The 22,219-nt window shown below is 60.8% G+C and carries 23 protein-coding genes; 14 read left to right on the top strand and 9 right to left on the bottom strand.

Annotation, left to right across the window (positions count from 1 at the left end; genetic code table 11):
* Positions 1-116: 116 nt before the first annotated feature.
* The 5 genes from HUW35_RS07270 to hslV form a co-directional block, all read right to left on the bottom strand.
* Entirely contained in the window at positions 117-1,772 is a 1,656-nt protein-coding gene (locus HUW35_RS07270) for a hypothetical protein (RefSeq protein ID WP_181254922.1), read from the bottom strand.
* Positions 1,773-1,891: 119 nt separating this feature from the next.
* Positions 1,892-3,742 carry a PhoX family phosphatase gene (locus tag HUW35_RS07265; RefSeq protein ID WP_181254921.1) on the bottom strand — a complete coding sequence of 617 codons (1,851 nt, stop codon included), beginning with the start codon at positions 3,740-3,742 and terminating at the stop codon, positions 1,892-1,894.
* A gap of 169 nt (positions 3,743-3,911) precedes the next feature.
* A complete protein-coding gene (locus HUW35_RS07260) occupies positions 3,912-4,313 on the bottom strand; it encodes a gamma-butyrobetaine hydroxylase-like domain-containing protein (protein ID WP_181254920.1) in 402 nt (133 codons plus the stop codon).
* Between the two features lie 72 nt (positions 4,314-4,385).
* The gene (gene hslU, locus HUW35_RS07255; protein WP_181254919.1) at positions 4,386-5,699 is read right to left on the bottom strand and encodes an ATP-dependent protease ATPase subunit HslU; all 1,314 of its coding nucleotides are present in this window, start codon (positions 5,697-5,699) and stop codon (positions 4,386-4,388) included.
* A gap of 220 nt (positions 5,700-5,919) precedes the next feature.
* Positions 5,920-6,459, bottom strand: a complete 540-nt coding sequence (gene hslV, locus HUW35_RS07250) for an ATP-dependent protease subunit HslV (RefSeq protein WP_181254918.1) — start codon at positions 6,457-6,459, stop codon at positions 5,920-5,922.
* 120 nt (positions 6,460-6,579) lie between these two features.
* Here hslV and HUW35_RS07245 point away from each other — a divergent pair, with 120 nt between their 5' ends.
* The gene (locus tag HUW35_RS07245; protein WP_219932663.1) at positions 6,580-6,816 is read left to right on the top strand and encodes a DUF2798 domain-containing protein; all 237 of its coding nucleotides are present in this window, start codon (positions 6,580-6,582) and stop codon (positions 6,814-6,816) included.
* An 18-nt stretch (positions 6,817-6,834) separates the two neighbouring features.
* On the opposite strand, the gene HUW35_RS07240 is transcribed toward HUW35_RS07245, so the two are convergent.
* Both HUW35_RS07240 and HUW35_RS07235 read right to left on the bottom strand, forming a co-directional pair.
* Positions 6,835-7,401, bottom strand: a complete 567-nt coding sequence (locus HUW35_RS07240; protein ID WP_181254917.1) for an SPOR domain-containing protein — start codon at positions 7,399-7,401, stop codon at positions 6,835-6,837.
* A gap of 77 nt (positions 7,402-7,478) precedes the next feature.
* The gene (locus tag HUW35_RS07235) at positions 7,479-9,704 is read right to left on the bottom strand and encodes a primosomal protein N' (protein WP_255463539.1); all 2,226 of its coding nucleotides are present in this window, start codon (positions 9,702-9,704) and stop codon (positions 7,479-7,481) included.
* A gap of 424 nt (positions 9,705-10,128) precedes the next feature.
* Between HUW35_RS07235 and HUW35_RS07230 the strand changes: the two genes are divergently transcribed.
* The 12 genes from HUW35_RS07230 (at position 10,129) to rsd (ending at position 19,172) form a co-directional block, all read left to right on the top strand.
* A complete protein-coding gene (locus tag HUW35_RS07230; protein WP_181254916.1) occupies positions 10,129-10,713 on the top strand; it encodes a hypothetical protein in 585 nt (194 codons plus the stop codon).
* Entirely contained in the window at positions 10,710-11,015 is a 306-nt protein-coding gene (locus HUW35_RS07225; protein ID WP_181254915.1) for a transcriptional regulator, read from the top strand. The genes HUW35_RS07230 and HUW35_RS07225 overlap by 4 nt, the downstream gene beginning before the upstream one ends.
* A 178-nt stretch (positions 11,016-11,193) precedes the next feature.
* Complete coding sequence (rpmE, locus tag HUW35_RS07220) at positions 11,194-11,406, top strand: 50S ribosomal protein L31 (protein ID WP_078082942.1); 213 nt, start codon at positions 11,194-11,196, stop codon at positions 11,404-11,406.
* Between the two features lie 32 nt (positions 11,407-11,438).
* Complete coding sequence (locus HUW35_RS07215; RefSeq protein WP_181254914.1) at positions 11,439-12,266, top strand: thermonuclease family protein; 828 nt, start codon at positions 11,439-11,441, stop codon at positions 12,264-12,266.
* 169 nt (positions 12,267-12,435) lie between these two features.
* On the top strand, positions 12,436-13,689 hold the full coding sequence (locus HUW35_RS07210) for a malic enzyme-like NAD(P)-binding protein (RefSeq protein WP_181254913.1): 1,254 nt from the start codon (positions 12,436-12,438) through the stop codon (positions 13,687-13,689).
* 254 nt (positions 13,690-13,943) lie between these two features.
* Entirely contained in the window at positions 13,944-14,402 is a 459-nt protein-coding gene (locus tag HUW35_RS07205) for a hypothetical protein (RefSeq protein WP_181254912.1), read from the top strand.
* A 167-nt stretch (positions 14,403-14,569) separates the two neighbouring features.
* Positions 14,570-16,159, top strand: coding sequence for a glutamate--cysteine ligase (gshA, locus tag HUW35_RS07200; RefSeq protein ID WP_181254911.1), 1,590 nt, complete (start codon positions 14,570-14,572; stop codon positions 16,157-16,159).
* Between the two features lie 153 nt (positions 16,160-16,312).
* Positions 16,313-16,906, top strand: a complete 594-nt coding sequence (locus tag HUW35_RS07195; protein WP_181254910.1) for an ACP phosphodiesterase — start codon at positions 16,313-16,315, stop codon at positions 16,904-16,906.
* A gap of 34 nt (positions 16,907-16,940) precedes the next feature.
* The gene (locus HUW35_RS07190) at positions 16,941-17,441 is read left to right on the top strand and encodes a disulfide bond formation protein B (RefSeq protein ID WP_181254909.1); all 501 of its coding nucleotides are present in this window, start codon (positions 16,941-16,943) and stop codon (positions 17,439-17,441) included.
* A 3-nt stretch (positions 17,442-17,444) separates the two neighbouring features.
* A complete protein-coding gene (locus HUW35_RS07185; protein ID WP_181254908.1) occupies positions 17,445-17,828 on the top strand; it encodes a CidA/LrgA family protein in 384 nt (127 codons plus the stop codon).
* Positions 17,818-18,564: an LrgB family protein gene (locus HUW35_RS07180; RefSeq protein WP_255463538.1), complete on the top strand. Its 747-nt coding sequence runs from the start codon at positions 17,818-17,820 to the stop codon at positions 18,562-18,564. The genes HUW35_RS07185 and HUW35_RS07180 overlap by 11 nt, the downstream gene beginning before the upstream one ends.
* Before the next feature lie 140 nt (positions 18,565-18,704).
* Positions 18,705-19,172 carry a sigma D regulator gene (gene rsd, locus HUW35_RS07175; protein WP_181254906.1) on the top strand — a complete coding sequence of 156 codons (468 nt, stop codon included), beginning with the start codon at positions 18,705-18,707 and terminating at the stop codon, positions 19,170-19,172.
* A gap of 86 nt (positions 19,173-19,258) precedes the next feature.
* On the opposite strand, the gene HUW35_RS07170 is transcribed toward rsd, so the two are convergent.
* Positions 19,259-20,044: an FKBP-type peptidyl-prolyl cis-trans isomerase gene (locus tag HUW35_RS07170; protein ID WP_181254905.1), complete on the bottom strand. Its 786-nt coding sequence runs from the start codon at positions 20,042-20,044 to the stop codon at positions 19,259-19,261.
* Between the two features lie 521 nt (positions 20,045-20,565).
* On the opposite strand from HUW35_RS07170, the gene HUW35_RS07165 reads away from it, so the two are divergent.
* Positions 20,566-21,582, top strand: coding sequence for a histidine kinase (locus tag HUW35_RS07165; RefSeq protein ID WP_181254904.1), 1,017 nt, complete (start codon positions 20,566-20,568; stop codon positions 21,580-21,582).
* A 49-nt stretch (positions 21,583-21,631) separates the two neighbouring features.
* Here the strand turns inward: HUW35_RS07165 and HUW35_RS07160 are convergent, their stop codons facing one another.
* Positions 21,632-22,165, bottom strand: coding sequence for a TIGR02444 family protein (locus tag HUW35_RS07160; RefSeq protein WP_255463537.1), 534 nt, complete (start codon positions 22,163-22,165; stop codon positions 21,632-21,634).
* Positions 22,166-22,219: the final 54 nt, after the last annotated feature.

Genomic DNA, 22,219 nt, shown 5'->3' with positions numbered 1-22,219 from the left:
CGCGCCAATTAAAGAGGGGGAATATTACAGAACCGTGACCGGGGCGGCGACCGATCGCCGCCCACGACAAATGATGCAAGAATCCCAGCGCCTCCGTGCGCCGGCGGACGCCTGCATCAAAAATACGACGACGCCCGCTGCACACCGGTCTCCTGTCCCTCGGCAACCTCGCGCAGCAGGTTGTCGCGCGGGCTCAACACCGCATCGCGGCCTTCGCGGAAACTCTGTTCCTGCACAATTGCGCGGTAGGCCTTGTTCAGGTCGAGGGCACGGCGCGGTGAGGGCATGATCAACACGTTGATATCCTTCGCCAGGCGGTCGAGCATCGCGCTCTTGAGTGCGCCCTCGCTATCGAAGAAGCGCGCACGCACCTCGCCGTTGGAGCGGTACTCGTCCGCATTGCCCACCTGCTTGAGGTAGTAGGCATACTCGCCCTGCCCATCCCCTCGCAGGGGCTCCGGCGTGCCGGCAAGGGATTTCTGGTCCCAGTGGTACCAGCCGCGCTGGAAACTCTTGCCCGCATCCAGTTTGCGGGTCATGGCGAAGCTGCCGTCCACATTGGCGCCAATGGCGCCGTGACAGCCGCTACAGGTGGCCAGCTCTTCGTAGGACTGCGGTCGCAATCCGCCGTGACGATCCTCGATAAATCCGCTGTAGCGCCAGCCGCGACGATTGCTGACACCGCGCTCGATATCCCCGATCACCGGCTCCAAGCGGTCGGGAAAATCGTGCGCGTCCTTGAGTTCGTCTGCAGCCAGTTCGCGATGCTGGAAATAAGTGACCCAGCGCACCTTGCGCGCGTAACGCAGCTCTTTCATGCGTGCAGCCATAGAGACTTCACCATTGGTGTCCACATCCAGGTAGCGCACGCTGTGCAGGAATTCGGTGCCCAGCGGATAGGAACCGGCAGACAGAGGTGCCTCTTTGCGCTGCTGTGCCAGCCGCGCCTCGCCCACATAGGACATATGGCGCTGCTCCAGCGGCGCCCAGTCATAGGTAATCTGTGTAGCGGTAGCCAGCTCGCCGTTTTTGTCCAGGTCCACCTTGAGCTTTTCCTCGTCTACCGGGTCGATGGCAATATCCGCGCGCTTGATCAGCGCCTCTACAATCGCCAGGTTGATCCGATACACCTCGACATCAAACTCGCCCTGCTCATTGTTTTGATACATGGCCGGCAGGCGGATCAGCACATCGTCGGTGGATCCGTTGGTGGGAAAGAAAGTCCCCGGGAAAGGGGTGTAGGCCAGCGCGCGCCAGCCGCTGTACCCGCCGTCGGCATCGCGGTCAAAACCGGCACTGTCAAAATTGAACTGCACATCGGGCACATAGCCATCCCAGCGGCCGTTGCCATTGCCATCCCAGTGCGCCGGCAGGTTTTCGCGCAATTTTTCCCGCAAGGGCACACTGCCATCCTTCGCGCGGTAATTACTTTCGCGCACGTAGCCGAGAATCTGCTCGTCGCTGACTTCAGCCAGATACTCGGATCGGTCCTTGAACAGGTTGTGCCAGCGGTTGGTGCGCGCGGGTTCCGCGAAGTCGTACAGCAATTGCAGGTCGAGGTCGTTGGTAAAGTTGGGCGCGCGGCTATCGGTGTGGCAGACGTAACAGGGATTACTCGCCGGCGCGTTTTCATTTTCGGTCTTGGTATAACACTGCGGTGGCGTCACCGCTGCCGGGTTGGAAAGGTACAGGCGGCCGAGATTTTCCGGCTCGGCGGAAACCGCACCGGACCCGAACAGTGCGGTAGTGATTGCCAGAATGATGGTACGCATGGAGTTCACTCAAAACGTTTTCAGAAGCCCGCTCGAACAGCGGATAGACAAAACCCCGACAGTCACCTGCCGGGGTTTTCAGCCTGGATGGCTTTACCCGTGATGGGCGCCAGTGCCGCTTACTGGCCGGTAACATCCATGGCCGGGAAGGGACCCACGTAGCCGGTGTAGGCGCGGTGTTCCAGGGAGCCGGGGGCCAGCTTGTCGCCATCGGACTCGCCGTAGGGATGCTGGATCACACTCATCAGGTAGCCGAAGCCGTTGATATTCGGGTACCAGTAGGGCGAGGTGGTCTCGGAGCCGTAGGGCGTGGTCTGGATCCGGGTGAGGCCCGCGGTGGAGTCAGCCGCATCGACTTCATCCAGGTCCAGCGACCAGATTACGTCGTTCTGGTGACCGGAACCGGTGTCCTCACCGATGATCAGGGTGTTGTAACCGGTGATGAAGGTCACGTTGTCCGGATTGGCAATGGCATCCGCATCGCAGCTGTAGGTAGCAAAGGGACTGTCCGCCGGGTACTCCGCTTCGATACCGCCGATCAGGCCGCTCATATTGGTGGCCACGTAATCGGAACCGATGTCGGTATCCGCCGCCACATCCAGCTGGTAGACCGCGCCGCAGGAATTGCCCTCGGCAATCTGGATATGCCCAACGTCGTCGGTCATACCGCGGCCCACAGAGCTCATGGCCACGTACAGCTTGCTGCCGTCCGGGTCGAAGGTGACCCCTTCTTCCTTGCGGAATTCGGTGGACGCGCCCATCAGCGCGGCATAGCGGCGGGTCTCGAGGCGGGAAGCGATCTTTTCCATGCCCGGCTTGACGCTCAGGCACTCGCTGTTGCCGTTGGTGGCGGTCTCGACGCAGCCTTCGCCGTCGACTTCGAAAATATCGTCGAAGGTCACCGCAGGCTGGCCTTCGGCACCGTGCACCGCCACGTCAATTTCGTCATTGCTGGCGTGACCGAGGGAAACCCATTCGAGATCGGCACTGCCGAGGCCCTCGGCGGAAGTCTGGTTCCATTTGGCCGCGTACACGGTACCCGCACTCAGGTCGCCGGCGGTGTCCGCGATAAACATATACAGGCCCACATTGGTGCCGTCGTCGGTCATGTATACGGTTTTGCTGTCGGGCATCACGTAGGACAGCTCGAAGGCAATACGGCCCATGGCGTAGTGCTTGACCAGGTCGGTGGTCGGCTCTCCTTCGCCTTCCGCGTTGATATTGATCTCGATATTCCAGCCGTAGAAATAGGGGTTCCACTGGCTGGGATCCGCGTAGTAATCCAGCATACCGGCGGAGTAGCCGTCCTCGGAGGCTTCGACATGAGTACGCAGACTGCGCGCATCCGGCTCGTATTCCTCCGACGCCAGGTGGGCGTTCCACGGCGTCACCGACGCGGCGCAGTGTACCCAGCCACCATCCACACCGGACTGGTCAATCTGCCACAGATCTTTGGTGGACAGCGCACCGTTTTCCGGATTCTGGTCCAGCTCCATCAGGAACATGGCGCCGGGGCGGGTTTCCATTTGCGATACGGAGAACAGGCGATCGCCGATCGGCAGCAGGGAGGTGTGCTCATTGGCATCGGTGACCTTGAGCATGCCGTCTTCGCCGTACAGGGGCTGGCCCGCGGCATCCACCAGCTGGCCGAACACCACATTGCCATTTACCGAATCGCCGGAGCGCAGCAGGGTGTGGAATCCGATATCGAACTCTTCACCGTCCACTTCGACCTTGGGCGATGCCAGGATCTGACGCTTTTCGCTGTCGGTGGCAGGTGCCGGCACTCCGGTAAAGCTCAGGGAACGCTCGGGCGCTTCATCACCGCCATCACCGGGATTCGGATCCGGCGTGACCACCGGCGGATTGTTGCGATTGTTGTTGTCGTCGCTACAGGCGGGAAGCAGGGCAAATGCGGCGAGCATTACCCCGAGCTTCATCGCCAGCGGTGTTTTGGAAAAAGGAATCATGATGTACCCACCCAGCTAAATTATTTTCGAGCGGGGATTGAAACGATTCGAAATGACAGAGTCGTGACATTGCGCGTGAAGTATTGGTGAACTTTTTATTAATTCGGAATCTGTTCACAAACTGAAGTCGGTAACACCAAACAAAATCCCCTGTCCATGGCTCACCGGATCACTGGATAAACTTCACGGCACTTTCATCCGGGTCGCGACCTTGGCCGGCGGATTCCAGTTGCGCGAGATAAGCCTGCCATTTTGACGCTTGCTCCTCACACAACTCGCGCAAATAGGCCCAGGTGTAAATACCGCTGTCGTGGCCATCGTCAAAAAATATCTGCAGGGCATAGCGACCTGCGGCGGCGACTTTTTCAATACCCACATGTATTTTTCCGGTTACCAGGATGCCATCGCTGGCGCCGTGGCCGCGCACCTCTGCGCTGGGAGAGTAGACACGCAGATATTCCGCCGGCAGCGAAAACTCGCCGTCGGGGTATTGCAGAACCAGCTGTCGGGCAGCTTTATCCAGGCGGATTTTCTGCGGCGGTTTTTGCTGTTTTTTTACTGAAGATTTCATGCAAATAACAGAGGGGCTCTACGGCCCCTCTTTCCTGATCAAATTGTTTTTTCTGCTCGCAAAAATAGACAATTAAAGAATAAAGCGGGACAGGTCTTCGTCCTTGCTCAACTCACCGAGCTGCGCGTCCACGTAGCCCGCATCGATGGTTACGGTGGTATTGCCGTCGCCGCCGGCAAAAGACACTTCCTCGAGCAATCTTTCGAGAACCGTGTGCAGGCGGCGGGCACCGATATTTTCGGTGGATTCGTTCACTTCAAAGGCCACTTCCGCAATCCGGCGGATGCCGTCTTCAGAGAACTCCAGGTTTACTCCTTCGGTGCCCATCAGTGCTTTTTGCTGTTCGGTCAGCGAGGCACTGGGTTCGGTGAGGATGCGCTGGAAGTCCTGGGAAGTCAGCGAGCTCAGCTCCACGCGAATTGGCAGACGACCCTGCAGTTCGGGAATCAGGTCCGAGGGCTTGGACAGGTGGAAGGCGCCGGAGGCGATAAACAGAATATGGTCTGTTTTGATCATGCCGTATTTGGTGGTGACGGTGCAGCCTTCGATCAGTGGCAACAGGTCGCGCTGCACACCTTCGCGGGATACGTCGGCACCGCCACTTTCCTGGCGCTTGGCGACCTTGTCGATTTCGTCAATAAACACGATGCCGTTCTGTTCTGCGGAACGGATGGCTTTGGTTTTGATTTCTTCGTCGTTGATCAGCTTGGAAGCTTCGTCGTCGGTCAGTTGCTTGAGCGCCTGCTTGACGGTGAGCTTGCGCTTCTGGGTTTTACCCTTGGACATGTTGGAGAACATGCCCTGCAGCTGGTTGGTCATTTCTTCCATGCCCGGAGGCGCCATGATTTCGACGCCCATGGGGTTAGCGGAGACGTCGATTTCGATCTCTTTGTCGTCGAGCTCACCTTCGCGCAGTTTTTTACGGAAGACCTGACGGGTGCTGGAGTCTTTTTCGCTGGGGTCGGTGTTGCGAGCGGGGGGCAGCAGGGCGTCGAGCACCCTGTCTTCGGCGGCGTCCATGGCGCGCTGTTTGACGCCTTCGGTGGCGCGCTCGCGCTCGAGTTTGATGGCCATTTCGACGAGGTCGCGGACAATGGATTCGACGTCGCGGCCGACGTAGCCGACTTCGGTGAATTTGGTGGCTTCGACTTTGATAAACGGCGCGCCGGCCAGCTTGGCGAGGCGACGGGCGATTTCGGTTTTACCGACGCCAGTGGGGCCGATCATCAGGATGTTTTTCGGGGTGATTTCCGCGCGCAGTTCTTCGTTGACCTGCATGCGGCGCCAGCGGTTGCGGAGCGCGATGGCAACGGCGCGCTTGGCGTCGTTCTGGCCAACGATATGGCGATCGAGTTCGTGGACGATTTCTCTGGGGGTCATGGACATGGTCTTTACTCGGATTCTTTGTCGCTTTGTTCCAGTCTTTTACGTTCTAAAGCTGGAGCGGTGGCGGGCGGTCACCGGGAAACAGGTTTCAGGACCGCTGTGAATACATCCCTGTACGCTCTGTCGGAAACATCCCTGTTTCCGACAGTCCTGAAACCTGTTCCCCGGCGCCCGCCCTTCAATTCGTAGAAAATTACTTCTTCAGCAAGTGGGTTCTTACTTAGTAATTCAATTCTTCAATCGTATTGTTGTGGTTGGTGTACACGCAGATATCACCGGCAATTTTCAATCCCTGCTCGACGATGCTGCGCGCATCCATTTCGGTATTGTCGAGTAGCGCACGCGCTGCAGACTGGGCGAAGGGGCCGCCGGAGCCGATGGCGATCAGGTCGTCTTCCGGCTGGATGACGTCGCCGTTGCCGGTCACGATCAGGCTGGCAGTTTCGTCGGCGACGGCGAGCAGGGCTTCCAGGCGGCGCAGGGCGCGGTCGGTACGCCAGTCTTTGGCGAGTTCGACGGCGGCGCGGGTGAGCTGGCCGTTGTGGGCCTGCAGTTTGGCTTCGAAGCGTTCAAACAGGGTGAAGGCGTCGGCGGTGCCACCGGCAAATCCGGCGATGACCTTGTCGTTGTAGAGGCGGCGAACCTTGCGGGCGTTGCCTTTCATGATGGTGTTGCCCATGGAAACCTGACCGTCACCGCCGATGACGACTTTGCCGCCCCGGCGGACGGAGAGAATGGTTGTACCGCGATATTGTTGCACGTGTGCCTCTGCGTTTTACATTTCAAGAGCACTAAGTGTGGTCGAAGGGGCAGGATTTCAACTTGGGGGGTGCGGCTTTATACTCCGCGGCTACTTCCTGAGGTTGGATGGAGAGTGCCTGTGGCCCGTTTGAAGTCCCGTTATTACACCCTGGTGTTCGCGTTTTTTATGTCGTTCTTTATGTCGACACTGATGTCGGGTGTGGTAACAATCATCAATACCGGGGTGACCGAGGGCTTCCTGTCGCGCTGGCTGCACGCGGGGCTGGTGGCCTGGGCGGTGGCATTTCCGCTGATTTCCCTGATCGCGCCGGTGGCGCACCGGATCGCGCGCAGCCTGGTGGAAACCGAGGTTTAGACTCCGCAGTCTGCGAGGTCAGCCCTTGGCAGGTCGCTTGAGCACCAGCGGCATCAGGCGGTGTTCCGCGAGCACGCTACGCGCCGCGGCCATTTTTGAGCGGTTGGTATAGGGGCCGACGAGTACCCGGTGCCAGGTGCCGCGGGTGTCGGTGGCAGATTCGACCTTGACGTCCAGGTTGGCGAGCATCAGCTGTGCACGCAGACGATCGGCTTCGGCTTTGTCGCGGAAGCTGGCAGCCTGGAGGATGTAGACCAGGTCGGATTTTGGCTCTACCCGTTGCGCGGTATCCCCGCTTTTCTCTTCTCCCGCTTTTACTCTCGCCTGCTGCTTCTTCGGCTCGGGCACTTTGACTTCGTTCTCTTCCAGCAACTTGTAGAAATCAAAGCGCGGCTTGGCTTCCGCTGGTGCCGGCTCGCGGGCGGCGGGCTTTTCGGCCCGGGCTGCAACCTTGCCCTGTTCGATCTTGAGGTCATTCAGCAGGAATACAAACACCGCGAAACCACCGACGAAGTTGCCCAGTACAAACCAGACCCAGGCGGGTTTGCCGGTGGATTGTTGGCGGCGGGTATTGCGGCGAGCCATGACACTTCTCTCAGTCTTCGATGATTATTGTACGGACGGCAAATTGTAACCGCTGCGCTGGGCACTGTGTGCGGGGTTTACGATAATTCCTGGGCATCCATGTCGATCGCCCAGCGTATGCGCCGATTGCGGTTGCCCTCGGCCCAGCTGCTGAACTGCGCGAGCAGTTTCTGCAACAAGCCGCGCTTGTCGGCGGTGATCTGCACATAGAAACGGAAGCGTCCGGACTTGCGCTCCAGCAGCGCCGGCACCGGTCCCAGATACTGCAGTTCCGGCGAGGGCGGCGCCATGGCCTGCAGGTATTCCCGCGCACTGCTGAGAAACTCCTCCGCCCAGCGCGGCTCTTCGCATTCGGCGCGCACCAGCGCCATTGCCCGCGCCGGCGGCAGCTGGGCGATCTTGCGCTCCTCCATCAACTGGCGGGCGAAGGCGCCGTAGCCCTTGTTCAGCAGCAACTGCAGCAGGGGGTGCTCGGGGTAGCGACTCTGTACCAGCACGTGTCCCGGCAGGTCGCCGCGGCCGGCGCGGCCGGCCACCTGCTCGAGCAGCTGCCCCATGCGTTCCGGTGCGCGGAAGTCGGCACTGAACAATCCGCCGTCGGCATCCTGGATCACCACCAGGGTGACCCGCGGCAGGTGGTGGCCCTTGGCCAGCATCTGGGTGCCGAGCAGCAGGCAGGGCTCCCCGTTGCGCGCGGGTTCCAGCAGTTTGTCCAGCGCCTGCTTGCTGGCGGTGGTATCGCGATCCACGCGGATTACCGGGAAATTCGCAAAGGTATGGGTAAGGAAGTCCTCACTGCGCTCGGTGCCGGCACCCAGTGCATTCAGGTTGCGGCTGTGGCACTGCGGGCAATTGTGCACTTCGCGCATGCGGTAGTCGCAGTGGTGACAGCGCAGTTGGCGCTGGCGGCGGTGCAGGGTGAGCTTGGCAGAGCAGTGCGGGCAGTCCGCGAGCCAGCCGCAGTCGTCGCAAGTGAGTGCCGGGGAATAGCCGCGGCGGTTGATAAACACCAGCGCCTGTTCGCCACGGTTGAGAGTTTCGCCGATATGCCGCAATACCTGCGGCGCAAATCCTTCCTGCAGCTGTTGGTGAAACGTCGGTACCACGCTGATTTCCGGCGGACGCGCATTGCCCGCGCGCTGACGCAGGCGCAGGTGCTGGTAGCGCCCGCTCAGGGCGTTGTGCAGGCTCTCCAGCGACGGGGTGGCGGAACCCAGCAATACTGGCACATCGGCGCGCTTGGCGAGGACCAGCGACAGGTCGCGGGCGGAGTAGCGCACCCCGTCCTGCTGTTTGAAAGAGCCGTCGTGCTCCTCGTCAATCAGAATCACCCCCAGCCGCGGCAGCGGGGTAAAAATGGCGGAGCGGGTGCCGATCACAATGTCCGCCACACCGCTTGCCGCCGACAGCCAGGCCCGGGCGCGCTCACCATCGGCGAGACCGGAGTGCAGGGCGGCGATACGGAAGTCGGGAAAGCGCGCGGCAATTCTGCGCAGGGTCTGGGGCGTCAGGCCGATCTCGGGCACCAGCAGCAGCGCCTGCTGCCCCCGCTGCAGGGCACGCTCCATCAGGCGCAGGTAAACCTCGGTCTTGCCACTGCCGGTAGTGCCCTCGAGTAGCGAGGCGCTGAACCCGGTGGCAGCCACACCGTCGATCACCTGGCGCTGCTCGTCATTCAGTTCCGGGGCCGGGCGCGGTTCCACTACCTCCAGTGGCGGCGGTGCGGTGGGCCCCGATACCCAGCGCGCGAGCCCGCGCTCGATCAGCGCCTTGCACACACTGCTGTTGAGCCCGCGGGCATTCAGTGCGGTGCGACTCTGGCGCCCACTGCGCAACAGCAGCTGCAACAATTCCTGCTGTTTCCTGGCCCGCGCCAGCGCTGTTTCCGGCAGCCCCTTGCCCTCGGTAGTGAGCTCGAGCCACTGCTCCGCCCAGTGATCCGCCGGCTTGCCCTTGCGCAGGGCTACCGGCAGTGCGGCCGCGTAGAGTTCACCCAGCGGCGCCTGATAGTAATCCGCAGCCCACTGCAGAAAGCCGCGGCTGCGATCGTCAAAAATGGGCTGGCGGTCGATCCGCTCCAGGGCGGGCTTCAGCTCCGCCAGCGGCGAGTCGGAAACCACCTCCACCAGTACGGCCACCAGGTTGCGATTGCCAAAGGAGACCCAGTAACGCTGCCCGGGACGCAGGTCTTCCGCGGTGAGTCCTTGCGGCGGCAGATAGTCAAACAGACGACGCAACGGTACCGGCACCGCCAATCGCAGGATGCCGTGCACTCCGCCTGTATGTGCCGCCGCTTGCTCCAATCTGTCCCCCAAACTGCCCGGTATCAGGTACGCGCGTTCGCGCCGCGAAAGCGCGCTAGTGTACCGGTTGGCGCCCCCGGGTACAGCACCACCATCACCGATGGCCAGCCATTACCGCACTGCGACGTGGCAGGCCGCGATGCCACGCGGTAGATGGTTACGCGCCATTTCGCGCTCGCGCTCCCACCGGAAGCGGCTAAAGGCGAAAAACTGGCGCGCAATACCACCTAAATACCTCGTTTGGCGTCGCTTCCAGTTGCCAACTCTAAAATTTAAAGTACTCTACAGATCAACTCTAAATATTAGAGTTCTCTAGCGGCACCGACACGCCCCTGATCAGATTTCGCAGGCAGGGCGGGGCCGATCCGCATACGGGACTTATCCACAGCCGTCCCGCCAAAATATATCCACAAGGGAGGTGAACATGACGGACGTGAACAAATTACAGAGTGACCTGGACTATATCAGCAGCGCGGTGCGCGCAGACGCTACCGCCGGCGGTATTCCGGCACTGTATTTTCTGTGGGCCCTGCTGATTGCGGTGGGCTTCAGCCTGCCGGATTTCGCACCCCGGCTGGCGGGGATTTACTGGCTGGTGGCGGGGATCGGCGGCGGCCTGTTCAGCTGGTACCTGGGCGCGCGCGAGAGCCGGCGGCAGGGTATCAACGACTGCCGTCTGGGCCTGCGCTACGGCCTGCACTGGTCGCTGGCCGGTGCCGCCTTTCTGTTGTGCTTTCTGCCGCTGATGCTGGGGCGCGTATCACCGGAGATGGGCGGGGCAAATTTTCTGCTGATCACCGGTATCGCCTACGGCCTGGCCGGTGTACACCTGGAACGGCCGCTGCTGTGGTGTGGCATTGTGATGCTGCTGGCCTACGGGGTAATGGTGGTGTTGCTGCCACCTTATTCCTGGACCATCACCGGCATCACCGTGGGGCTGGCGCTGTGCTGGGCAGGGTTTAGCCGTCGCGCGGCACTCAGGGCACAGGATACCGGGGCAAAAGAATGAAGGCGCTGAGCGCACTGGACCCGCTGCTGGAGCACCGCCTCCGCCTGGGCACCTGTGTACTGCTGGCCAAGCACGGCGAAATCACCTTCGCCCGTCTCAAGTCCCAGCTGCAGGCTACCGACGGCAATCTGGGGGCGCAATTACGCAAACTGGAAGAGCGCGGCTATATTGCAGCACGCAAGGATTTTGTGGAGCGCAAGCCGACCACGTGGTATCAGCTGACACCTGCCGGTCGCACTGCCCTGAACGGGCATATGGCCGCTCTGCAGGCGTTGATCGACACCAGCGGCACCGGTGGCTGAGCCCCGGCTGGCGGGGTCTCGCGCCGCGACGGCCCCGCAGCCGCATTTGCGCTTGAATCGCCGGGCTAATCTGATAGTATGCGCCGACTTTTTAAACAGCCCGGGGTGAAGACCCCTGCACCAAAGACGATTCCGTGCTCAGCGAAAGACTGGGTGGCGGTGTCGAAAAGAGGCCATCATGAAAACCGATATCCACCCGAATTACAGCGAAATCACCGCGACCTGCTCCTGTGGCAACTCCTACAAAATGGGTTCCACTCTGGGCAAGGACATCCAGCTGGACGTTTGCGCAAACTGCCACCCGTTCTACACCGGCAAGCAGCGCGAAGCGAGCACCGGCGGCCGCGTAGACCGCTTCAAGAAGCGCTTCGGCAGCCGCATTTCCAAGTAAGTGCCGCCGAGCCGCGCACCGGAATGGCTTGTGTGATTCCGGCAGCGAAGAAAAAGACGCCCAGGGCCTCCCTCGGCGTCTTTTTTTGTGCCTGCCTGTTTCTGTTTATCAGCGCGCTGCTGCCCGCGCAGGTGTTCGCCGACTGCGTACTGGGCGAGGCGGACGAGGTGGTCGCGCTCAAGAAGGTGGTGGACGGCGACACCCTGCGTCTCAAAGACGGCCGCCGGGTGCGTCTTATCGGCGTCAACACACCGGAGCTGGCCCACGGCCGGCGCCGCGCACAGCCACTGGCGCAGGAGGCGAAGGAGTTTACCGAGCGCTTCCTGGCCGGGGGCGACCTGGAACTGGTTTACGACAAGGACCGCTACGACAACCACGGCCGCCTGCTCGCCCATGTCTACAACCATCGCGGCGACAGCCTCGAGTCCGCGCTGCTCTCCGCCGGCCTCGCCTTCCACATCGCGGTCGCGCCCAATCTCAGTCTCGCCGAGTGCCTTGCCAGCCGCGAGGAGCGCGCCCGGGAGTACCAGCGCGGCGTCTGGGCCCCGGGAGTATGGCCGGTGCTCGAAGCCTCCCAGGTGCGACCGGGAGATGGCGGCTTTGTGCTGCTCACCGGCAGGGTCGAGAAAACCGATCGCAACCGCTTCCTGTGGCTGGAACTGGACGGCCCGGTAGCGGTGCGCCTGGATCCGAAACGGGATTATGGCCACCGAAACGGGCGCAATTGGCAAGGGCGTCAAATAGTGGTGAAAGGCTGGCTGGTGGACCGAGGCAAGAGATATTCATCCCGGAATAGGGAGAATAAAAGATGGTTTATTGCGTCCGATTCTGAATTTACTATCGAAATTAGTAGAAATTAACTATGGCGTTCAGTTTTTGAGCTTGTGGATATCCAGTCGTCTCGGTTATCCTTCGCGCCTCGGATAGGGGCGTCCTCCTGCCCCCACAATAAAATCAAAAATCCGCTGTAAATTGCCGCCCGCCCAACCAGTGCCGGCCGCATTCCAAACCTATAGAGATGACATCCTGATGACCGACTCCTTGCGCCAGGCAGCGCTCGATTATCATGCCATGCCGACACCGGGCAAACTTTCGGTGGAGCTCACAACCCCTGCACAAACCCAGGAAGACCTGTCCCTGGCCTACAGTCCGGGCGTGGCAGAGCCGGTGCGCGAAATCGCCAAAGACCCCGAAGCCGCCTACCTGTATACCGGCAAGGGCAACCTGGTAGCGGTAATCTCCAATGGCAGCGCCATCCTCGGTCTCGGCAACCTGGGGCCGCTGGCCTCCAAGCCGGTAATGGAAGGTAAATCGCTGCTGTTCAAACGTTTTGCCGACATCAACTCGGTGGATATTGAAGTGGACTGCCCCAGTCCCGAGCGTTTTATCGAGACGGTCGCGGCCATCGCCAACACCTTTGGCGGTATCAACCTGGAAGACATCAAGGCGCCGGAGTGTTTCCACATCGAGGAGACCCTGATCGAGCGCTGCTCGGTACCGGTGTTCCACGACGACCAGCACGGCACCGCCATCGTCACCGTGGCCGGCATGCTCAACGCGCTGGAGATCCAGGGTAAAACGATCGGAGACGTGCGCATCGTGTGCCTCGGCGCGGGTGCGGCCGCCACTGCCTGCTGCAAGCTACTGCTGGCCGCCGGCGCCAAGAAAGAACAGATCACCATGCTCGACAGCCGCGGTGTTATCCACTCCGGTCGCAGCGACATCAACGCCTACAAGGGCGAGTGGGCACGGGATACCGAAATGCGGACCCTGGACGACGCCATCGAAGGCGCCGATGTATTCCTCGGCGTATCCGGCCCGGATCTGCTGAGCGCGGAACAATTGGCACATATGGCCCCCAATCCGGTGGTATTCGCCTGTTCCAACCCCAACCCGGAAATCGCCCCGGAACTGGCCCACGCCACCCGCGACGACCTGATCATGGCCACCGGCCGCTCGGACTACCCGAACCAGGTGAACAACGTACTGTGCTTCCCGTTCATCTTCCGCGGTGCACTGGACGTGCGCGCCACGCGTATTAACGAGGATATGAAACTGGCCGCCATCGAGGCGATCCGCAAGATCGCACGCGAGGAGGTGCCGGAAGCAGTGCGCGCAGGTTACGGCGGTGTGGAACTGAGCTTCGGTTCCGATTACATCCTGCCCAAGCCCACCGACCCGCGCCTGTTGCCGGAAGTGGCCGCAGCCGTTGCGCGCGCCGCGGTGGACAGCGGCGCCGCACGCTTGCCGTATCCGGCGCACTACCCGCTGAAAACCCTCTAGCGGTGGATTGAAATCCCGCTGGCGGTGGCGCCAGCCAGTGCAGACTTGTGAGACACGCCGTGAACCCATCCCTGGGGGCTCTTCTAAAACATCCCTGTTTTAGAAGGTCTCACAAGTCTGCACTGGCCATCGCCACCTTCGACCCGCATTTCGGTGGAACCGGACGGCAAATAATCACTTCGCCTCCCGATCCTTGAGCCTCCCCCCTACCGCCGCTAAACTGCCCCCATGTCTGAGCAAAGATGTCCCCACGCATGAGTCACGTCTATGTGCTGACCAACCAGCACCAGCAGTTTTTAAGCAAGAGCAACGAGTGGATCGATGGCCGCGAGAGCACCAAGCTGTTCCGCACCGAACACAAAGATGTCGCCATCAATCAGATGTTCGAGGCCAACACTCGCGATGTCACCCTGCGCATCGAGCTGCTCGAGTGTGCGCTGGACACGAAAAAGCACCCCCAGATTCCCGCCGAGGCCCTGAGCGACGAGCCGCTGCTCGCCACTGAAGAGGGGATCGCCGCGGGAGATCCGGAAGAGCTGCCGCAACCGGATCCGAGCGAAACACCGCCGGAGTACAACCCGGAAGCGGACCCGCAGCCGGTACCGGAAGTGGAGCCACAACCCCAGCCGGAAGTGAATCCGGATCAGTTCCCCGGTACTACCCCGGAAGTGGAGCCCAACCAACCCCCGGAATCCGTATCCGGCCCGGCCTGAGCGGCCACCATCGCGCGCCTGTTGATTCAAATGTGCCGGGCAAATCGGGGATTCCCCCCAGCCCCCTTGAGTTGCTGTGCCGCGCCCCCATTTAGGCCGGATGCGTAAACCATCCGGTTTGCGGCAACCCGGCCCGTTAGCCGACCGGCTGCCCACAGGAGATCCCAGTGACCACGTTCAACCTGGCCGAACTGGCCCAGCCGGAAGCTTTAGCTCTGTTAAAGGGCATTCGCCGCGGCATCGAGAAAGAAAGCTTGCGGGTTTCCCCCGAGGGCGAATTGGCGCACACCGAGCACCCCCGCGGCCTCGGTTCCGCACTCACCCACGAGTGCATCACCACCGACTTTGCCGAAGCCCTGCTGGAGTTCATCACGCCGCCGGTAGCCACCCCGGAACAGGCGCTGGAAAAGCTCGACCAGATCCACCGCTATACCTACAGCCAGATCGGCGACGAACGCCTGTGGGTCAACAGCATGCCCGGCCGCATCGGTCGCGATGAAGACATTCCCGTTGCCCGCTATGGCAGCTCCCACAGCGGCACCATGAAAACCATTTACCGGCTCGGTCTCGGCCTGCGCTACGGCCGCGCCATGCAGACCATTGCCGGTATCCACTACAATTTCTCCCTGCCAGACAGTTTCTGGCAGTGGCTACAAGCGAAAGAAGGCAGTGACGAATCGCTGCAGGATTTCAAAACCCGCCGCTACTTCGACCTGATCCGCAACTTCCGTCGCCACTACTGGCTGCTGATCTACCTGTTCGGCGCCGCTCCCGCGGTGTGCGGCACCTTCGTGCAGGATCGCGAGCACAAGCTGCAATCATTCGACGGCGACGGACGCAGCCTGTATGCGCCCCAGGCCACCTCCCTGCGCATGGGCGACCTGGGCTATACCAGCGACGCACAGAAATCCCTGATCGTCTGCTACAACGACCTGCCCAGCTATCTGACCACCCTGTGCGCGGCCATCAGCCGACCCTATCCGCCCTACCATGAGCAGGGCGTGAAAGATGCCAACGGCGAGTACCAGCAGCTCTCCACCGGCCTACTGCAGATCGAAAACGAGTTCTACTCCCCGATCCGCCCGAAGAACCCGGCGGGCATGGGGGAGACCGCGCTCTCCGCACTCGACGCCCGCGGTGTCGAATATATCGAGGTGCGCTGTCTGGACCTCAATCCCTTCGTACCCCTCGGCGTCGAAGCCCCGCAGATGCGCTTTATCGACGCCTTCCTGCTGCACTGCCTGCTCAGCGACAGCCCGCAGGCGGATGACGCCGACTACCGCGCAATCCAGGAAAACCAGTCGCGCATCGTCTATCAGGGGCGCGACCCGGAAATCCAGCTGGTGCACAACGGCAGCGAGCGCAAGCTCACCGACTGGGCCTCGGAGCTGCTCGACGAAATCAGCCCCATGGCAGAGCTGCTCGACAGCGCCTGGGAGAGTCACGACTACCAGCGCGCCGTATCCGCCCAGCGCGACAAGATCGATGGCAAGGTCCCGACCCCGGCGGCGCAGATGCTCGCGGAAATGCACGAGCACAAGCAGACCTTCTTCCAGTGGGCCCAGGCCAAGGCCGAGCAACACCGCCAGTACTTCCTCGAGCGCCCGCTGAGTGAGGCAGAACAGGCGGAATACCAGCGCCTGGCCGAGGAATCCCTGCAGCAGCAAGCCGCGGTTGAAGCCGCAGACACGGGTACGTTCGAGGATTTTCTCGGGCAGTATTACGCCCAGTACACCTTCTGTCAGAAAGGTTTATAACCGGAATCGAAGGTGCCGCTGCCGGGTGCTGGTGCGTGAGACCTTCAAAAACAGGATGTTTTTGCAGAGCCCCCGGGGATGGGTTTACGGCGTGTCTCACGCACCAGCACCCGGTTGCGGTACCGCCACAGTACTTATTCTAAGAGTGCCGCCATGAACTACCTCGCCCACCTGCTTCTCTCCGGTCCGGACCCGGACTGGCAACTGGGCGGGTTACTGGGCGATTTCGTCAAAGGCCCGCTCAAGGGCGAGCGCCCCCAGGCCATTGAAGACGGTATGCGCCTGCACCGGCGCATCGACCTGTTGAGCGACCGCCATCCCGCCTATCTCGAAGCACTCCACCGTCTCGGCCCCCAGTGGCGGCGACTCGGCGGCATCGCCCTGGATATCTGGTTCGACCACCTGCTCGCCAAACAATGGCAGAACTGGCATCCGCAATCCCTGGAAACCTTCACCCGGAACTGCTGGTCAAACTTCCACAGGCGCCGCCAATGGATACCCGACAACGCACAGGCATTTATTCAGCGCGCCGAGCAATTTAAACTGCTGCCCGGCTACCGCGAGGTAGATGTCATCCAGCGCACACTGGAACGGGTCGGCATGCGCCTGCGGCGCCCGCAGCCACTGGCAGATATCCTGCCGCTGCTGCTGGCCGATAACGAAGCGCTGGAGCAGGACTTTCAACGGGTGTTTACCGACTTGTCGCAACAGGCCGAACTGTTCCGACAACAAACATTCCGCCAGTAACGAATTAAAAAGAAATACCCCGGAAAATAATCACATGACCCTGCCAAGCCCTCGCTACACCTTTCTGCTTATGTTCCTCGCCGTTGTCTTTGTACTCGGTGTCGCGTTTTATCTGGAATACGTCCAGGGCCTCGAACCCTGCCCACTGTGTATCACCCAGCGGGTCATGTTTCTCGGCGTCGGCCTCACCTCCCTGATCGCCTTCCTGCACAACCCCAATGGAGTGAACCAGATCGGGCGGCGCATCTACGGCCTGCTGGTCTCCCTGTGGGCTATCGGCGGCCTGTATTTCTCTGGCCGCCAGCTGTGGCTGCAGAGCCTGCCGGAAGACCAGGTGCCCGCCTGCGGCCCCGGTATCAGCTACATGATCGACGTATTCCCCATGGCTGAGGTGATCAAAACCCTGCTCACCGGCGACGGCAATTGTGCCGAAGTGCAGTGGACCCTGCTCGGCCTCTCCATTGCCGGCTGGGCCGCGGTGGGCTTCATTGGCCTGATCCTGTTTGGCGCCTGGCAGGCATTCCGCAAACACTGAGCCATGGCGCTACTAAAAGCATTCCCGCGCTGGCTGATGGGGGCAGGGCTGCTGCTGGGCTTTGATCTCGCCGGCCGCAGCCTCAGCACCGCCTTCTCCCTGCCGGTGCCCGGGCCGGTTGTGGGAATGCTGCTGCTGTTGCTGGCACTGGTGATCTATGGCCGCATACCGCGCGGCCTTGCAGAAGTTGCGGTTCTGATTCTGCGCATGCTGGTGCTAATCCTGCTCCCCGCCACCGTGGGGATCTATTTCCTGCAGGAGCTCGCCATCCGCGACTGGCTAACCCTCGCCATCGCCATGCTGGTGGGCACGCTCATCAGCTTTACCCTCACCGCACTGCTGCTGCAGCGACTGCTGCAGCGCGCAGGAAATGCGCATGTGGAATGAGTGGCAGCGCTGGCTGACTCAGGCCCAGCAAGTGGCAGGTGATATTTTCGAACCTCTCTCCGCCGCCCATCCGCTGGTCATCCTTCCGCTGAACGCCGTCGCCTTCTGGGTCGGACTGCAACTCTATCGCCGCAGCGGGAGCCCTCTGCTGCACCCGGTGATTGGCGCCAGCCTGTTGGTATTCGTCACCCTGTGGCTGATGGGCGTGAACTTTGAGGGTTATCAGCGCGGCAGCGGGCTGCTGTACCTGCTGCTGGGACCGGCCATTGTGGCCCTGGCCATTCCCCTCAAACAGAATCTGGCGATGGTGCGCCGGGCGGGCTGGCCGCTGATGCTGGGACTGCTGGTGGGCGCGATTCTGGCACCGCTGGTCGCCGTGCTGATCGCCGTCCTGTTGGGAGGCAGTCGCATGGTACTGATTGCGCTCACCACCAAATCAGTCACCACCCCGGTGGCGCTGGCCCTGGCGCAGGAGCTGCACGGCATCCAGAGCCTGGCCGCCGGTGTGGTCGCGTTTACCGGGGTTATCGGTGCCGTATTCGGCCCCAGTATTTTGCGCCGCCTGAGCGTGACCGATGAGCGCGTTTTGGGATTCAGTCTCGGTATCAATGCCCACGCAATCGGCACTGCGCGCGCGCTGGAAATCAGCGCCCTGTGCGGTGCCTTCTCCGCGCTGGCCATGGGCCTGTGCGGCGCCCTGACCGCGCTGGTGCTGCCGATGGTCGCAACTTTCTGACCGATTATTACCATTCTTTCACGGTGCTGCCGACAGATGTCTCTTTCTGGCGTTTAATGCGGCGTCGTCCTTGCCCACGGCGGCAGAAGCTTCTACATTCCTAAGACGCAGTTGTAGAAGTCAAAAAAGGAATCTTGGAGATGTTGGAGAACTGTAAAAATGCGCAGGAGCGCTGGGGCGGCGTGAGCCAGATCATCGACCGCTGGCTGCACTCGCGACAGTTGCTGCTGGTCAGCTTCTGCCACCTGTCGGAAAAGAAAGAAATCGCCGACGGCGACAAGGAAGCCGAAGCCGGTGTACGCACCCTGTGTCAGCAGCTGGTGGATTATATATCTGCCGGGCACTTCGAAATTTACGACCAGCTTATCCAAGAGGGTCAGGCATTTGGCGACGCCGAGGGTCTGCAGCAGGCAAAATCCCTGTATCGGGAAATCGACGCGACCACCGATATTGCCGTGGACTTCAACGACAAATACCAGGAGACCGACGATCTGGAATCCCTGTCCAAGGACCTTTCCGAACTCGGCGTTGCACTGGAAACCCGCTTTGCCGCCGAGGATCGCATGATCGATACCCTGCACACAGCGCACAAGAATCAGCTGGCCTGAGTTTAATTTCAGGCAGGCAATAACAAAGGGGCCGCGGGGCCCCTTTTTTATTTAGCACTCGACCTCAGCGGTCGCGCTGAACGCTGTTACTGCGCGGAATCTTCTTCTACCGCTTCTTCTTCCGCCGCGCCCTCATCATTGCTGATGTCGGCCTTGTGCAGTTCCACTTCGAAAATCAGGGTGGAATTGGGGCCAATCAGGCCGCCCGCACCGCCCGGGCCGTAGGCCAGGTCAGACGGGATATACAGTTCCCACTTAGCGCCTTCTTTCATCAGCTGCAGGGCTTCGGTCCAGCCCTTGATCACGCCGTTCACCGGGAACTGAACCGGCTTGCCGTTTTTGTAAGAGCTGTCGAACTCGGTACCGTCGATCAGGGTGCCCTTGTAATCCACTTCAACAACGCTGGTTTCGCTGGGGCTAGCACCAGAGCCTTCTGTGATCACTTTGTACTGAAGGCCGGAGTCAGTGGTCTGTACGCCTTCTTTCTTGGCGTTCTCTTCCAGGAACTTTTTACCTTCTTCCAGGTTCTTGTCAGCGGAGGCTTTAAAGTCGGCTTCCTGCTTGGCCATCAGCTCTTTCTGCTTGGCCTGCATGTTTTCCTGGAATACCTGAATGACGGACTTCTTCTCTTCTTCACTCAGGCGGGATTCACGGCCGCTGGCCACATCGTTCAGGGCCATGGCGACAATTTTCGGATCCAGGGCAACGTCCTGGCTCTTGAGGCGATTGGCCATATCTTCGGCAATGATATAGCTGACTTTCTGCTCTTGGGACTCGAGCTTGATATCGGCGGAGTCGGCGGACTCCTGTTTGTTACAGCCAGCCAGTGCAACACCCAGTGCAATCGCAGCAGCCAAAGAAGTTTTGTTCATGAGAATCGTCTCTTTATTTCCGTGTAGCATTATTAGGTTTGAGCAGGGTCCCACCCTCCTCTGCTGTTGTACACCCGAACCCCCGGCGCACTATGTGCGGCAGGTCACAGTACAGCAGGTCCGGCCAGCGACAGGCAAGTCTACCCCATGCAGGTTAGGGCTGCACATCGTCCGCTAAGACTGCATTTACTGCCGGTGGTTTCATTTCCCGGTAATATTTTCAGACCCGCGGGCGATACGGTATTTCCGGCACTGCGCGATTGGTACTGCCAGGCATCCCGGCCCATCGTTCTGCCCGCAGATCCGCCCGGGGATGAGTGCAATCGCAAAACGCCCTAAATAAATGCATGGATTTGCGCGGGATGCGGGGATGCACTTCCCAAATAACAGCGCTATTATCAGCGTTCAACCCTGATTTTTTTCTCCCGCAGAAAGGTGGTTATACACTGCGAACAGGAGAGGGCGCAGGGTATAGTGCTCACCGATACTCACAACCCGTTTCAAACGCAGGATTTCAACTCATGGCCGCTAAACGCAAAGCCGTTGCATCCATTTCCGATCTGGAAAAACAGATCGCCAAGATCACCACCCAACTCGACAAGGCGCGAGCCAAGGAAGCAGCCGACACCGACAAAGCGCTGAAAAAAGCCAGTAAGGAAGCGGAAAAAGCCCAGGCCCAGGTAAAGAAAGCCAAGGCCAAGCTGGCTACCGCGCGCACCGCTGCCGCCAAGGCAAAAACTCCAGCGGCCAAAACCGCTGGCAAGAAAAAAGTAGACACTGCCAAGGCTGCCGTAGCCAAGGTTGAGAAGGTCGCTAAGGACGCAGCAAAGGCACTGGCCGATTCCAAGGCTGCAGCCAGCGCCGCCAAGTTTGCCGAGAAGACCGCCAACACCATCAAGAAAGCCGGTGAAGCCGCAGCCAAGAAGGTAGCAGCCGCAGCCAAGCCGAAAAAGAAAAAGGCCGGCGCGAAGAAGGCGACTGCCAAGAAAGCCGTAGCGGCCAAGTCCAAAGCGAGCGAGAAAAAGGCCAGCGAGAAGAAGCCCGCGGCGAAGAAAGCAACCGCCAAGAAAGCATCGAGCGAGAAAGCCGCACCGAAAAAGGCAGCGGCAAAAAAAGCGACAACCAAGAAAGCCCCGGCGAAAAAAGCTGCCAGCGCCAAAGCCAGCTCTGCAGCGGCAAAACCGGCGGAGAAGGCGGCCAGCAAGAAAACCACCGCGAAAAAGCCCGCGGCCAAAAAAGCCAGCCCCAAGAAAACCGCAGCACCCAAAGCCTCGGCCAAGCCGGCCAAGACCAACGGCAGCAAGCCGGCAGCGCCAGCTCAGGAAAAACCGGCTGCGCCGGTAGCGCCAGCGGAATCAAGCGCAGCGGAACCCATCATGGGCAAAACCTCCGAGCCGAAACCACTGGTATCCGAATCCAGCCCGGCGGCGGTAACCCCGGTGACTCCGACCATCACCCCCAGCACGCCCGCTAACAGCCTGTTTTCCACCGAGGAAAACCCGCACTACGGTCCGGAAGAGCACAAGCACAAACACTGAGTGGTTTAATCCAGCTCCCTGCACCGGTAGCAGTTACCGGTGCACTGGATCAGGAGGCGGCGCCGTCGCTAGAAACCACCGAGTCCAGCGTGCTATCGGCACCGGTACTGTAGGCATCGATCAGGCCCGCCCAGCGGGCCTGATCTTTTTGTAACAGGCCGTATTGCTGTCCGGCCAGCTCCAGCGGTGAACGGGTCTCCGGCCAGGTTTCGCCGTGCAGTTTCCACAGCGCCGCCAGCTGCCGCTGTTCCATGCGCAGCTCACAGCGTTTGCACCACTCGTAAACGCCACTTTGTTTGTTCATCCGCCCCAGCCAGCGCCGCAGGTTGCGCACGCTGCGGATCATGCGCCTGCGCGGGGCCAGCCCGCGATCGGCCACTCTCCAGCTCTCTTCACTCAACTGCCGGCCGCAGGCACTGGTATAGCTGGCCCACAGCAGCAGACACACATCCGCACCGCGAGTGTCCTGACACTGCAGCAGGAACTCGGCGACATGGGGCTGTTGGTAGAACTCCAGGCTGAAGTGCCAAAGTGGATTTTGCAGCGGGGAGGGCGGCGATGATGGAGGTGCGGTTTCTGTCACGATAGAATCCCGGCGATTTGTTATGCCGTTAGCCTAGTCAATTTTGGGCGAATT

Origin of the sequence: Microbulbifer sp. YPW1 (assembly GCF_013367775.1) — a bacterium.
In the GTDB taxonomy this organism is placed as follows: domain Bacteria; phylum Pseudomonadota; class Gammaproteobacteria; order Pseudomonadales; family Cellvibrionaceae; genus Microbulbifer.
This window is presented reverse-complemented; position numbering and strand designations above follow the sequence as displayed.